Below are 15,443 nucleotides of genomic sequence, written 5' to 3'. Positions count from 1 at the left end.
GTGCCATTGTTCTACTAATGAAATTGATTGTTAATCTATCTTTAATGCATTGTTGAACAATTAATAGTGAATGGCGAATAAGTAAGCAATAAAAATCGTGGTTGGTAGGTTAAAAATCAAATGGTGATCACTTTTTTAACAAAACGCGCAAATAATTAACATAAGTTGAATGCGTTCCAAGAGGTAGATGCACCAATCAAGTGCAAAATAATGGGTTACCATGTCATAGTGCACCAAAAGGAACCTTGAAGCCCTTTAGGGAATATGTGAAGATATTCTTTTATGGCACGCTTTATTGGCTATTCATCCATAACAAACCGACTTATATGACTAAACAACCTGTTGCGCAGACCTTATCCGTCACTATCGCCGAAACGATCCGCCACAAAATTACGGTTGGAGAACTCACGCCAGGCCAACGCTTATCAGAAGCGGCTCTCAGTGAAGAATTAGCGATTTCTCGAAACACATTACGTGAGGTATTTCGGGTTTTAACGCAAGAAGGATTACTGACTTATGCACCAAATAAGGGAGTATTTGTTTCTATCCCTGACATGGCGGCAATCATCGATATTTACCAAGTTCGCCGGTTGATTGAATGTGATTCATTAAGGCACGCATATGCAATGCATCCAGCTGTACAAAAAATGAAACAAGCCGTCAGTGAAGCTCACGAACAAGAGAAAATTGAAAATTGGGTTGGCGTTGGAACTGCAAATATGAAATTCCATACCGCTATCGTTGAATTATCTGATAGTGAAAGACTGATTAAACTTTATCGTAATATCGCCGCTGAGTTAAGACTGGCTTTTGGTCATCTGAATGACCCTAAAATTTTATATGCGCCTTATATTGATAAGAATCAGTCCATCTTAGAATTATTGGATGCAGGTCATAATCTTGAAGCCGCTGAAAAATTACACCAGTATTTAGATTTATCGGAGCGTACCCTACTTGCGGCCTACAAGCGTCGTCAATCCGGTTATTAATTTTTGCTCTATTAATTTTTGTTCTATTAATCCATCCCTATTAGCGAGGCTTTTCAGAGCATAAAGAGCTAATGACTCTATTTTATGAAATATCCCCTTCATGTCATCACGATACTGATATCTCACCAATTTATTTAGAATATTAATTATAAAAATAGTTTCTATTTATAGTTAATGGCGCCTTCATTTATTTAATATCTCCATTCTATTAATGTCTTTTTTTAGAATACTTTTCATCCATCTAATAACATTTAAGTTACAGAATGAAAACAATAAAAAAACATTATCTATTTAAAGTTCGTATTACCGATTCCCCATACAATCCCTTTCTTTATGAGTAACTGAAAGATACTGTTACAAATATATACAAATCAAAGATAAAAAATGATTGCTAACATCAATCACTCAACTAAATGATTCAATATTTACGAATCAATAGTTGTAGTTTTAACGAATATTAGTTATAAGAATTGCGATCGTAAAAACACAAACATAAAAAATATTAATATATTTGAGATTTCATTATGACTTCAAACCACATTTCCACGAAGAAAACATTTAAGTTTGGCCTAGGATGGCAAATATTAATTGCACTGATTTTAGGGGTTATTGTCGGCGCCTATTTGCATGAAAGCGTAGAATATAAAGATTGGTTAATTGTGAATGTTTTATCCCCAGCGGGAAAAATATTTATTCAGTTAATTAAAATGATCGTCGTGCCAATTGTTATTTCAACGCTTATTGTGGGTATCGCTGGTGTTGGTAATACTAAACAACTCGGCTCATTAGGATTTAAAACGATTCTCTATTTTGAAGTGATTACAACGATTGCGATAGTTGTCGGGATCAGTTTTGCCAATATCTTTCAACCCGGTGTTGGCATTGATATGTCACAACTCACGCAAGTTGATATCTCACAATATGAGAAAACCACGCAAGAAGTAGAAAGTCACCCTTCCGGTATCATTAATACCATTTTAACCATGGTACCAAGTAATATTTTTGCTTCTATGGCGAGTGGTGAAATGTTACCCGTGATCTTCTTTGCCGTATTATTCGGATTAGGGCTCTCTTCATTACCTAAAGAGAAAAAGCAACCCTTACTGGATGTGCTACAAACGTTCTCAGAAACGATGTTCCGCGTCACTAACATGATTATGCTGTACGCTCCTATCGGGGTATTTGCTCTTATTTCAGTCACCGTTGCCAACTTTGGTTTTGCCTCACTCGTTCCATTATTAAAATTAGTGATCCTTGTACATTGTGCTATCTTATTTTTTGCAATCGTTGTGTTAGGACTCGTTGCTCGCTATTGTAAAATTAATATTTTTACTTTAATGAAAATCTTAAAAGACGAGTTATTATTAGCCTATTCAACAGCAAGTTCTGAAACCGTATTGCCACGTATTATGGATAAAATGGAAAAATACGGGGCGCCTAAATCTGTTACCAGCTTTGTTATTCCTATTGGTTATTCATTTAATCTTGATGGTTCAACACTTTATCAGAGTATTGCGGCTATCTTTATTGCTCAGTTATATGGCATTGAATTATCTATCGGCCAAGAGTTAATTCTTGTATTTACGTTAATGATTACATCAAAAGGAATTGCTGGTGTACCGGGTGTATCTTTCGTTGTCCTACTCGCCACTTTAGGCAGTGTAGGTATCCCATTAGAAGGATTAGCCTTTATTGCGGGCGTTGACCGTATTCTTGATATGGCACGAACCGCCTTGAATGTTATCGGTAATGCCCTTGCTGCATTGGTTATTGCTAAATGGGAACATAACTATGATGAAGTCAAAGCTCAAGAATATGAAAAAACATTCTAACTATTGAGCGTATATGCGAAAACACCAAGCTAACACTTGGTGTTTTTTTAGTTATATCCAATCTATCTTTAATAACTGAATTAAGACATCATTATTATTGATAATTTCTATTAATATAAACAATGAGAACTCAGTTCAAGAATCACCACACCAAAATAACTAAGTATATTTACTTTATCACTCCGTCATGTTAAAAATTCATCTTATTAAAATAATAATATTGATACTGTCTATTATTCTTTTTCGTTACAGACCATATCAAATCATGTTGTTAATCTAAATTATTCAATCCGGTTTAGCAGGGTAAAACTAAATGATTAAGCAGCTAATGCATTAATAAATATGTTTAATATTTATATCAACTGATTACGCTATTACATCTTATTAAAACCGGAGTTGATACTATGAATAAAATCATTTTTCCATTTTTAATTTCAGCTTGTTATATAGGTAAGCTCATGGCAGCAGACTATTTTATTGACCCCAAATCTTCAGCTGCATTATGGGTAGAAAAAAATAAGCATGACCCAAGAGCCGTACTCATCAATACAAAAATTGCCTCTGTTCCTACCGCAATTTGGCTATCCAAAATTCAAGAAAATGAAACAGAATTAACTCAGCAAATTTCAGGCTATATCACGCAGGCCAATAAACAAAAAACTCAATTGATGCTTGTTCTATACGGGTTACCTAACCGAGATTGCTCTGGACAAGCGTCAGCGGATAACAGTGCCAACACTCAAAAGTATCAAACATGGATTAATACACTCGCTAAAACAATTTCAGATACTAAGGTGACGATCATTCTTGAGCCTGATGGCTTAGCCGATATGAGCTGTTTAACGCCATCACAACGTAAAGAAAGGATTGAATTACTCAATTATGCTGTCACTCGCTTTAAAACACTAAGTCCGAATGTTTATCTATATATAGATGCTGGTCATATGCGATGGCAGCCAGCAAAAGAAATGGCAACACAGTTGGTCAACGCGGGTATAAAAGACGCTTATGGTTTCTCATTAAATGTTTCTAATTATCACCCTACCGAGCCAACTATCAAATATGGCGAAGAGATAAATCAATTTATCGCCGCACTTTCTAATGCTCGCCCGAATATCATTATTGATACTTCTCGTAATGGTAATGGAGCCTCATCACTACCTAACCAATGGTGCAATCCAATGGGTCGTAAAATTGGTGAAGGCCCGAAAGATATCTCTGCTACTGTTAAAACAGCATGGATTAAACCACCTGGCGAATCAGATGGGGATTTTTCACCTAAAGCAGATTGCCATGGAGGCCCTAAAGCGGGTGTATTCAGTCCTGATTTAGCCGTGCGATTAGTTAATGGGGATTAATCTACAATCAGAAGCACCGTGATGATGAGTCAGTTTCTCTAGAAATATAGAAAGTGCCGATAATCATCGTTATCAGCACTTTCTTTTATACTAATGAATAACGACAGCGATACTAATATTCAACGTTATCACACAGTGTTTGTATTTGATTCACCATTCTCGCCATATGAAAACCATCAATAGTTGCATGGTGTACTTGCACTGAAAGAGGCAGTAGCACCTTTTCACCTGAATAATGATATTTTCCCATCGTAAAAATAGGTGGAAAATAATCAGTGAAATTAGCCACATTTAAATTGAACCCTTCAAAGCTCACCCATGGGATCATCGAAATGCAAAAATGATTTTCCGGGTAGTCTGGTTTAGCCATCAAATCGAGACAATCTTTATATAATAATTGGTCTTGCTGGTAATGAGATAAAAATATCGACCAGTCATCATTATATTCAGTCCATAACTGTGAAAATGTTTCTGTCTGCTGATGAAAAACCGTATAAGCAGGGTTGACCTGATCCCACAGTACAAGCTCCCCCTCTTTTATGGCCATACGTGATTCAGGGTAATGGTTGACCGCTTTAGAGATAAGGTAAATCATAACAGGATAAAGTTTATAACCTTGCTTAACAATTGCCGATTTTAGCGTACTAATATCTAGCTGAGTCGTTAAACTAAACCCACATGGCATCGCCTGACGGTAAAATGAGAAATGTTGTTTTCTATTCCACTCATCAATATTCACTTTAGTATAATTCATTTTATTGCCCTTCTCGTTGATTAATAATGGTTTTTAACGAAGAAGGGCGACTCTCTCTGCTTTACTAAGCAACATATTTTCTGCTCCATATCATGACATAATGCATACATTTATTGCTGTCAGATCCGATTAACTCGGAACCACTCAAATAAGGTGTTTATTATAATAAAGCTAGTCTCTAAAAAATGCATCATTTTTGCCCTATAGAAAAAATTTATAACATTTACCCCCGATAAAAAGCACAATCAACGATGTCTACTATTTCAATCCAATAACATTTACATTATCTTTTTAATCAAAGAGATAAAAAATAAACACCAGAATTTAATGACTGTTTTATAACAATGATGCCCCTTTCTATCATCATTTCCCCTATAAAAATTTGACTTAATACTGTAAAATTATTCGAAATAGAGAAATGATGGAAATAAGGAATAAATATGGACTCTCTTATAGAAGCTATTGTGGGAATTTTTAGTTTTCTTTTCGAGTTACTATACTCTCTTTTTAATCTTTTCGGCTTTAGAATAACCGCACTAATTATTAGCTTTGTTGGTGTTTATGCCCATGACTTCCAATTGAGCTGGATATTCGGGTATATCGCTTTAGCTATTATCCTATATAGCCCATTAATCTATCAGCGAATTATAAAAAAATAACCCGCTTATCACTAAACGCTTTATCCAGAGATCATAAACTGACGTATTAACCATACGTCAGTTTAAAACTGTCATGTATTATCTATATTAAAGCCAAAAATATTGTCACCTGCTGGTGATTGTATTCATAAATAAATGAAAATATCCCAAAGCGGCATGCTACCCGCTGCTAATCTGCACTAAAAACGCCCAAAACAGCACAGTCGTTGTTTTTGATTGCGCCAATATACTCATAAATAATGTTAACTATCACTAATACCGGCAAACCGCCGTTCTCTTCTCTTTAACCTAATATCGCCTACAGAGCATTAAGATACTTCGGGAGCCATTTTTGTTTGAGCCGTTTACTTCTGAAAGTGTGTATCTTTAGTGATATTTAACCCAACCGTCTATTTTCGATGCTCAATAACCTTTATTGGATAAATGTTTCTATTTGTTACAATAGGTATTAAGATTAAGTCATTATAAATATGGAAATAATGTAGATATGTTTTTTAAACTTGGAAATTTTTTTATCTTTTTAGTTTGTACTTCCATTCTTATGCATGATGACGTTTCGGGTGTAATTGATGTTCTCATTAGATATTTAAGGAATGAAGTCATCTAAACCTACAGCGAGGAAATGGCCTGTTTATTGACAATTACGCATTTACCATTCTTGCCCTACACTGCTAATTGGTAACGCTTCGTTTCGAGATGAGAACTGTGATTTGCAAAGGTTTCATACTGCCAACGGTGATCTGCCACCCATTGAGTATGAACAAAATTCCTTAAGAAAAGTGTCCTGATTCAGTTGTGCAGAACAATTTTCCTGATTACCCTAAATGGGATTTACTAGACACAGTATGGTGGAATACATTTGGTGATGCTGATTATTTAACCAAATATAAAGAGAGGAACGGCTAGAAAACTAGATGATTTTATTCAATCTTATTACTCAAACAAAGGAGAACCTATTAGAGAGTGGACATCTTATGGTAGGAGGATTTTAGAAAATAGAGATAGAATTAGAAAGCTTCTAGGAATTTCTTGATATGAAAATAATACTAAAAATAGGCGCGTTTCTGTATTTAATCTTTTTATTACTATTAATTAATATCCTTTCAACATCTGACTATGAATGGATGGTTGGTGATGGGGATGTAGATAATCTTTGTCAACTTCCCCTTGGAGGTAGGTATATAATTGAGCCTATTTTAATATTAATACCATGTATCTTATTGTTCTTTTTTGAAAGAAATAAAAAGTTAAGGTGGTCCTATGTACTAATTGTCATTATATATATTATATGGTCATTTTTTCTTCGGTTTACTTTTTGCTAAGAAATATTCTACTGGTTCCTCCAAAACCCATGATGTTAAACAGGCAATACTGTTAATCGAATCCAAGTTACCGCCCCTCCCCCCCGAAACAGCCACACCTATACCAACCCAAAAATCTTGGCAATTCTGGAAAAATAGCCGGTTGGCGTTATTTTTACCGTGAAACCGAAACCGCCATTTTGATAACAAATGAGCAACACAAAATGGTCTTTTTTACGGTAGGAAGATGGGAATTTTGAGTGCCTAAGCATTGGGTAGCTTAAGCACCTTTATGTTAAATCCATACATTAGTTATTTTTTTTATGCATTTTTTTATCTAAGTAGTCAATCCGTAATTGAATATCGGTGTAACCTAGTTGATAAGCTCTTTTGTATAATTTGACAGCTTTCTCATAACTTTGAGGCACACCAAGTCCTTCCTCTTTCAATTGTTTTCAGAGTGGCTAGGAATTGATGAAAAGAGTATAAAACATACTTGTAAAATGTTATCGAATGAAATTTGTGATAATCAACACAATGTGGTTAATTCTGATCAGCACATGATAGATTTCAATACCTTATCGGCTGATGACATTGAGTAGCTTAGTTATTGTTAATAAGGCGTTCTATTCAAAAAAATAGAACGCCTTATTTTTTATAGCCAATTAGCTAGCCCTATAACAACCCACTAATATTACAAACAAGATATTGATAATTAACGCCAATCAGCCTCGATAAAATGTCGAGGCATTTGATTGCATAGATCCGAAACGGTGTTAAGTAACTAGCTGAGATAACAACGTTCATCGACACGCTATAATTGTCGATGAAGTAGATAGAAAAATTACCAACAATAAAAATCAGGCAGAAAGTGAAATTAGAGTGCGTTGGCTTACAAAGAAAGAAGCTGCACATTAATTATGTGTGTATGCCTGAAATATTTAGACCGGTTGTTATCTTTGTATTAGCTACAGTGTTAAGACGTTCAAACATACTCCATCTTGAATGATCACAGATAGATCTAGCTTGGATCCACCCTGAAGATGCAAAGGGAGGGAAAGCGATAGGTGTTGCCCTAAATAATACCGCCTGCAAGGTATTGAAAGAACAAATAGGAAAACACTAGCGCTTTGTATTTGTTCATACTGAAGCATGGCATAGGTCAGATGGAACGCCAACAGCTAAAGTTAGCAAAATGAGAATTAACCATAATACAGCTTGGAAAACAGGATTGCGCAGAGCTGGCATAGAAAACTTTCGATTTCATGACTTGAGGCATACTTGGGCGAGTTGGCTTGTTCAGTCCGGAGTGCCATTATCTGCACTTCAAGAAATGGGCGGCTGGGAATCCATAGAAATGGTCAAGAGATATGCGCATCTTGCCCCATCCCATTTGAAAGAACACGCAATGAAAATTGATGCTCTTTTTGATGAAGATGTCCCAAATATGTCCCATCAGTTATTAGAGGTGGTTAAATGACATGAATTACAAAAAAGAAAAAACCCACTACCATCTGTAAGTTTATAGTCCTTTATGCAAGGCTTTGCGCCATCAATTTGTTTTGCAGTTAGCTTCACTGTTTGTACCCTCACCCTAATTCAAGTACCCGCTTTTGAACCCTCAAAACTGAAGGATATCACCGGATAATAACGAGTTTTGCTGGATAAATAAACAGCATTTTTTATTAGAAACAAGAAAAAACCCGCTATTGACGCACATTAGTGGACAATAACGGGTTCTTATTTGGTGCCGGCTACCGGAGTCGAACTGGTGACCTACTGATTACAAGTCAGTTGCTCTACCAACTGAGCTAAGCCGGCGAATATGGCGGAAGGATAGAGATTCGAACTCTAGGATGGTTTCCCATCGGCGGTTTTCAAGACCGCTGCCTTCGACCGCTCGGCCATCCTTCCATGGGGCGCGATTATGGAGGAATCGACGCAGCTTGTCTACCCCTGAAAGTAAAAAAATTGATTTTTTTATTCTATTTGGCTAATCTTCACTCAATTGTTCTCTATTTCATAATAAAAGTGTTAATATCTGTGCAAAATCGGTGTCTCACATTTTCATAGGCGTATGATTTTTAATCAATTAATATATTTTTGCCGACAGGACTGCTCACCATAATATGTACAGACAATTACTAATAAAAACGACATTGCTTTCCCGCCTATTTTACGTCTTTATCCTGTTACTGGTCGTGATGCTATCTCTGTCGCTTTATAATTCATATCATTCATGGGTTATCAGCCGTAAAGCCGCGTTGGATACCATGGCAAAACAGTTGGCCTATCAGATTGAAGATTACCGTTATCAAGCCAATTTGATGTACAAGCTGGTTAATGAGAAGTTGACGCCACTTTCTGAAGTCACAACGCTTCCCTCGCCCCCTCACCTTACAAAAATCCGCCACGATGTTTTTTGGCTAAGCAGTTCAAACCAAACTATCGATGCCATTTTATTTGGTAATGATAAGGAGCAAAATATTCAGTTAGCAAGTAAGCTTGCCGACTACATGGAAATTGTTTGGGGGGCACGCAATGAATACAACTCAATGTATTTTCTTAATGGTTCTGATAACACACTAGTCTTGGTAACCACACATTCTATTTTAAAACCTGAATTGCGCTTTAAAGAGAGCTATCTCACGTTAACCGCGGAAGAAAAGCGTACAGACATGTTAACCCAGTCGACACTGTTAGATAGAAGAGAGATTATTTCTAATCTACAAAAACTGACACCTGAGCATATCTATTACTATACCTACCGTTTGATGTTTAACTCGCCTGGGCAGTTAACCAGTGTTATTTCTTTTGATATATCAATCAACTCTATACTGCCAACCAACCTTAAAGGCGATAATATTTCCTTATCACTACGCAACAGTGACACAAATAAGCTTTCTAATGTTGAACTTCGAGGCACTAGTATCGTTTTTGCACAACAGATAGAAGGTAGCAATTATCAGGTTTATTATCGTGTTCCCTTAAAAGATCTGGTTGTTGGTATCATTGGTTATAACCTTTGGCTGTTGACTTGCATCATTATTGTGACATTACTGGCTTTCTTTACCAGTATCTTTATTCGTAAACGGATTATTTCACCTAACTCGATTATGCAACATGAGTTGAAGCTGAAAGATACGCTTAATCACGACATCATTAACAACATTAGTTACGGTATTTTGGTGTATGACTTTACAACCAATAAAAAATTGCTCAGTAATAATGCGGCCAACTCCTTATTACCGTCTATGGATCTTAACCATATCAAGGAATTGGCTACAAATAACCATGACATGATCCAAATCTCGATTGAGAACAACGTTTATGAAGTCATTCTCGTTAAAATTAATATGCTAGAAGATACTTATCTTTTCATTATTATTGATAAAGATAAAGAAGCATTGACACAACGGCGACAAGAACTCGCTAACCGTGAGTATAAGAAAAATATTCAGTTAAGAAAGGTTGTCTTTGAGAATATGCAGAAGGAAATTCAACCTTCCTTAACGCTGTTAAATAACGCCGTTGAAGGACTTATTGAATCTCCGACAGCAAATAAGCAAGATTTCATTGATACCATCGTCCTGCAAACAACTCATATTAGCCGCTGGTTTAATAATATTAATTTATTAAATTCACTTGAGTCATCTGCCAGTAAATCATCTGCTGAGAAAATTTCCGTTAGTTCACTACTCACTCAATTTTTAAAACAAAATCTTTTTCGTCTTAGAAGTAAAGGATTAACGCTTTATTTTTATAATAACATTAATCCTGAATCTATGTTTTCATTAGATCCAACCTATCTAAGACATCTTTTACAACTCATTTTTGAGTACTCCATCGATACCACCTCTTTTGGAAAAGTGTCTATTACCCTTAATTATCAAGAAGATAAAAATCATATTATCATTGATATCAGAGATAGTGGTATGGGGCTCACCAAACACGAACTGAGTAATCTTCAGCATCCATTTTCGGGGCAAGTACTTACCTCATCACGATTTAGCCGTTCCGGCATTACCTTCTATTTATGTAAAGCAATCAGTAAAAAGATGAATGGGACTTTTACAATTAATAGTAGCCCTGCTATTGGCTCTCATTACCAACTTATTTTGCCTGTTAAATCAGCAACAATGGCCGATAGCTATCCGACTTTACTTGAAGATATACATATTCGTTTAGCTATTCATAATGCTGATGCTTCAAGAATAATCAGAAACACACTAACACATTACGGCGCTGACTTTTTAGACTTACATGAAAGTTCGCCACACTCGGATTGGGATTTATTGATCACTGATAATGATGAAAACCAGTTTAAAAACATCATAAAAGTTTCTGGAACGGTGCTAGGTGTCAACTCAATCACATCACAGCATTTAGAAGTTAACTATAACTTTGCAGATGAGCTGATTGATGCTATATCTTTGCTTATCGAACACGCAGCATCTGATGATAATAATTTAGAGTCCATTGGTCATATTCCATTTGCTAGCCAAGAGCTTGCTCAAACCAATGATGAATCAATGGAAAGTATACTTCACACTTATCAACATATTTTATCAAAAAGCGATTATAAGGAATTGTTCATAACAACAGTACCGATAGATATTAATAAACTGTATAATAGCGAAAGTGTTGAGGATTTGACCGAATTGAAAAACACAGCACATCGTTTAAAAGGAGTTTTTGCTATGCTAGATTTTAGGTTCCTTCACAAGCTTTGTGAAGATTTGGAACTTTACATAGCAGAAGAAAATAGCTTAAAAATAAGTAATTGCATTAGAGAACTGGATATTTCAGTGAAAAAACTAATGCTAGAAGGTAACCAATAATATGAATAACCTAAATGTCATTGTTGCCGATGATCATCCTATTGTTCTTTTCGGTATCAGAAAGTCACTCGAACAGATAGAATGGGTCAATATCGTTGGTGAATTTGAAGACTCAACATCTTTAATTAATAATTTAGCACGTTTAAATGCTGATGTTTTAGTCACTGATTTATCGATGCCAGGTGATAAATACGGTGATGGTATTACATTAATTAAATACATTAAACGCCACTATCCGGACCTTTCGGTTATCGTTCTGACAATGAACAATAACCCTGCTATCTTAAGTGCTATCCTTGAATTGGATATTGAAGGGATTGTTCTGAAGCAAGGTGCTCCCGCTGACTTACCTAAAGCATTAGCCGCATTACAAAAAGGTAAAAAATTTACCCCTGAAAGTGTGAGTAAACTGCTTGAGAAGGTCAATGCAAGTGGCTACGGCGACAAACGCTTATCACCAAAAGAAAGTGAAGTTTTACGCCTATTTGCAGAAGGCTTTTTGGTGACAGAAATTGCTAAGAAGCTGAATCGTAGTATTAAAACAATCAGTAGCCAAAAGAAATCAGCGATGTTGAAGCTTGGTGTTGATAATGATATCGCATTGCTTAACTACCTATCTTCTGTCAGTATTGATAATTCACCTAGCGATTAACCTATTGAATTATCTTTATATTATTGATGAAAAACCCTATAAAATGGGTTTTTCTCTTCCCTCTCGATACCACTCGCTTCATTCTATACCTATTGGGCAATCACATATTTTAATAATGTTTCTTTCAGTATTGTGATTTTTGTCGGTTTTGATAAACAATCATTCATTCCCGAATCTATACAACGCTGCTTTTCATCTGCCATTGCATTCGCCGTTAATGCAATAATCGGGACCGCTGAACCCCGTTTTCTGAGTTCTTTAGCAAGCTCATAGCCATCCATATTAGGCATATTGACATCCGTCAAGACAATATCAACCGTATGATTCTCTACGTATTTTAGCGCATCTAGGCCGTCAACCGCAGTCGATGTGCAAAAGCCAATATTGGCAATCTGGTCGCTCAATAACACCCTATTAATTGGATGATCATCAACAATTAATACTTGATAAGCAGATAGTGAGCCATCAATTTCAAGTGAATTCGCTTTGATTGACTCTGCTTTTGCGACTTGCCCCTCAACTGTTTTTGAAATCACTTTATCAATAATAAAGGGTAATTTTTCATTTTGATAAGTGTTATATAGCCATTTATTAGGCGCTATTTCACGTAAGTCACCCACATAAAAACCACTGAGTTGGATTTCCTTTTTCACATTACACTTATGTGGCTCTTCACTATCAGTAATAAGCAAATCATAACTTTCTGTTTTTTCTATTTCATCACCGGAAAATACCACAAAATGATGGTATCTGAGTAATTTGGCTAAAAAGTCAGCTAAAAATTGATTTTGGCAATTAATTGCTATCCGATAACTAAAACGATACTCCGGTGTTTTTTGTTCAATATATTTTTGCCCATAAAGAGGTATTCGAATAATAAATGAACTACCTAGCCCCGTTTGTGAATTAACTTCGATATCACCATCCATCAAGCTAATCAATTTTTCACAAATGGCTAAGCCTAGACCAGTCCCTTTATGACCCACGTTATTCTGATCATAAACTTGAAAGAAAGGGTCGAATAGTTGCAAAACAACCGCCTGAGACATCCCTATTCCAGAATCTTTAATTTCAATCTTTAAATAGTTTTCATCACGCCAAACATAAAAAATCACAAAACCTGAGTCTGTAAATTTAATGCTGTTATTAACAATATTAGAGATGACTTGTTGTAGCCTAACAGAGTCATTCAGCAATAAATCCGGCACATTGGGTTCAATAAAGGAATAGATTGCAATCTGTTTTTTGGCAATTAAAGGCAAATAATTGGCTAAAACAAAAGCAAAAACGTCACGACAATTAAATAGTTTATTTTCAATTTTTAACTGTTTGGATTCTATTTTAGAAAAATCCAAAATATCGCTGATAATCTGTAATAACAGTGATGATGAATTATCCATCGTTGTAACCAACCGACTAGCTTTATCTGATAATTCAGCTCGCTGTAATAATTCAATATTACCAATAATTCCATACAACGGTGTTCGTAATTCATGGCTTACCGTCGCTAAAAACATTGATTTGGCATGGTTCGCTTGCTCTGCGGCATCCGCGACATCTTGCAACGATTTTTCCATTTGCACACGAATGCTAATATCGATAAGCACGCAAATCGCCACATCTTCGTTTTGATAACGTGAATTCACAAAGCTAATTTGTAGATGTGTACTACTCGTTGTCACCACATCAATATAATTACTCGATTTTTGTCGAATAATCGTCAGTATACGCTGCTTATCATCTTCACTTAATAAACGGAAATAGTCATGAGCCAGTTCATTACTCAAGATATTACCACCATCACTGAGCCTTAGAATAATAATACCGACAGGTGCTGAAGCTACGATTTTATGATTGAATTGTTCGTGTTCTTCGAGGCGAATAGCCGTATTCGCCGCGGGTATTAGCATTTTTCGTTCTAACAGCAAAATTAAGAAAAAGATCATCCCTCCTGTAATAATGTTAATAATCACACTATAAAAGATGGCTACCTTGTGCTCTGCTAATATCTCACTGGTTGGTACTGCATAAATAACCGTCATTAAGGAAGGCGTTAAGCGCTTTTTAAAAATTAGCTTTGAATAATCGGAATTAAAACCAAAAAAGCTTGGCTCAGAAATAGATAATAGACTGGAATTTTTTGGGTTAGAGTCCGCAGTGCTGTATAAAACGGGTTGGTTATAGGCGTTAACGACAACCGATTCAATTGACTTATTAGAACGCTGATTAAATTGGTTTAAGCTAATCGTTCTCTCTAAACCGATAAATCCATACAAACGGCCGTCAACATAGATAGGTTGGATTAAATAAAGTTGTCCTGAATCCGTTTGTGCGCCATGAACCACCGTATATAAATTGCGTTCTTGCCCTTGTAATCTAAGGCTTTGGTATGACCTGATATTCTCATAGCCAATTTTCTTAAGCATTTCGATATCTGATACTGTCGTTCGGATCGAAAAATCCATCATACAGTAGCTCTTAGAACCAATCACAAACACGTGATTTAACCCTTGAGGCGCAGCAATACTGTCTTTCCAAAAATAAATTAATTGCTCGAATGCAGTAAGATAATTCGTTGTGCTATTTTCGAAATATACACAATCGGCTTCAGGGGATAAGGGATATAAGGTATAAGAGCCGGTCACAGGCAGTGTCGGATAATTAGGTTGATTAACCAGTTTCTCCTCATGCTGTTCCGTCATAAACTGAATAGAACGTAAAGTTGTTCCTGTCTGTAAGATAAATGCCTGCATATTCTCAAAACTTGAATAGAATTGCTGGCGTATATCGGATTTACTTTCGTTGAATTGAGTGTAGAGAAAGAACAGAGTAATAAATACCCCCATTCCCCATAGCATTAAACCAAGGATACGAAATAAATCACGTGATAAACGTAATGATGTTCTAAATGATGGTAAGTATCTCAAGTTTTATCCTACACCAGCTATGTAACGACGATTAAGTATACTCGATACAACTGATAAAAAGCGATAAATGTCAGACCTGCTAGTTATAGATAGCAAAACGGGCGGTAAACCGCCCGTTAAATTATTCAGC

9 protein-coding genes, 2 tRNA genes and 1 pseudogene are annotated in these 15,443 nt (G+C 35.8%); 7 read left to right on the top strand and 5 right to left on the bottom strand.

What is annotated here, in order from left to right; genetic code table 11:
* Nucleotides 1-326 precede the first annotated feature (326 nt).
* From P2E05_RS08240 to P2E05_RS08230, 3 genes are all read left to right on the top strand, one after another.
* Nucleotides 327-989 (top strand): GntR family transcriptional regulator, encoded by a 663-nt coding sequence (locus tag P2E05_RS08240; protein WP_154621940.1) that lies wholly within the window; start codon nt 327-329, stop codon nt 987-989.
* 524 nt (nt 990-1,513) lie between these two features.
* Nucleotides 1,514-2,821 (top strand): glutamate/aspartate:proton symporter GltP, encoded by a 1,308-nt coding sequence (gene gltP / locus P2E05_RS08235; protein ID WP_154635563.1) that lies wholly within the window; start codon nt 1,514-1,516, stop codon nt 2,819-2,821.
* A gap of 404 nt (nt 2,822-3,225) precedes the next feature.
* A complete protein-coding gene (locus tag P2E05_RS08230; RefSeq protein ID WP_154623201.1) occupies nt 3,226-4,179 on the top strand; it encodes a glycoside hydrolase family 6 protein in 954 nt (317 codons plus the stop codon).
* Nucleotides 4,180-4,291: 112 nt separating this feature from the next.
* Here the strand turns inward: P2E05_RS08230 and catA are convergent, their stop codons facing one another.
* Nucleotides 4,292-4,933, bottom strand: coding sequence for a type A chloramphenicol O-acetyltransferase (gene catA, locus P2E05_RS08225; protein WP_247048089.1), 642 nt, complete (start codon nt 4,931-4,933; stop codon nt 4,292-4,294).
* A 1,693-nt stretch (nt 4,934-6,626) separates the two neighbouring features.
* On the opposite strand from catA, the gene P2E05_RS08220 reads away from it, so the two are divergent.
* Nucleotides 6,627-6,914 carry a DUF2645 family protein gene (locus tag P2E05_RS08220; RefSeq protein ID WP_154635564.1) on the top strand — a complete coding sequence of 96 codons (288 nt, stop codon included), beginning with the start codon at nt 6,627-6,629 and terminating at the stop codon, nt 6,912-6,914.
* Nucleotides 6,915-7,568: 654 nt separating this feature from the next.
* On the opposite strand, the gene P2E05_RS08215 is transcribed toward P2E05_RS08220, so the two are convergent.
* Nucleotides 7,569-7,730 (bottom strand): DUF2612 domain-containing protein, encoded by a 162-nt coding sequence (locus P2E05_RS08215; protein WP_269723991.1) that lies wholly within the window; start codon nt 7,728-7,730, stop codon nt 7,569-7,571.
* A gap of 42 nt (nt 7,731-7,772) precedes the next feature.
* Between P2E05_RS08215 and P2E05_RS08210 the strand changes: the two are divergent.
* Nucleotides 7,773-8,373: pseudogene (locus P2E05_RS08210) on the top strand (site-specific integrase); the annotation flags it as partial.
* A 265-nt stretch (nt 8,374-8,638) separates the two neighbouring features.
* On the opposite strand, the gene P2E05_RS08205 reads toward P2E05_RS08210, so the two are convergent.
* Nucleotides 8,639-8,714 (bottom strand) — tRNA-Thr (locus P2E05_RS08205).
* 5 nt (nt 8,715-8,719) lie between these two features.
* Nucleotides 8,720-8,807: transfer RNA gene (locus tag P2E05_RS08200), tRNA-Ser, on the bottom strand.
* Nucleotides 8,808-9,022: 215 nt separating this feature from the next.
* Here P2E05_RS08200 and rcsD point away from each other — a divergent pair.
* Both rcsD and rcsB read left to right on the top strand, forming a co-directional pair.
* Nucleotides 9,023-11,734: a phosphotransferase RcsD gene (gene rcsD, locus P2E05_RS08195; protein ID WP_154624745.1), complete on the top strand. Its 2,712-nt coding sequence runs from the start codon at nt 9,023-9,025 to the stop codon at nt 11,732-11,734.
* A 1-nt stretch (nt 11,735) separates the two neighbouring features.
* The gene (rcsB, locus tag P2E05_RS08190) at nt 11,736-12,386 is read left to right on the top strand and encodes a response regulator transcription factor RcsB (RefSeq protein WP_154624744.1); all 651 of its coding nucleotides are present in this window, start codon (nt 11,736-11,738) and stop codon (nt 12,384-12,386) included.
* Nucleotides 12,387-12,475: 89 nt separating this feature from the next.
* Here the strand turns inward: rcsB and rcsC are convergent, their stop codons facing one another.
* The gene (rcsC, locus tag P2E05_RS08185) at nt 12,476-15,256 is read right to left on the bottom strand and encodes a two-component system sensor histidine kinase RcsC (RefSeq protein ID WP_244316509.1); all 2,781 of its coding nucleotides are present in this window, start codon (nt 15,254-15,256) and stop codon (nt 12,476-12,478) included.
* Between the last annotated feature and the right edge of the window lie 187 nt (nt 15,257-15,443).

This window comes from Providencia stuartii (genome assembly GCF_029277985.1).
In the GTDB taxonomy this organism is placed as follows: domain Bacteria; phylum Pseudomonadota; class Gammaproteobacteria; order Enterobacterales; family Enterobacteriaceae; genus Providencia; species Providencia zhejiangensis.
Note: the sequence above shows the minus strand (reverse complement) of the source record. Positions and strands in the feature narration are given on the sequence as shown.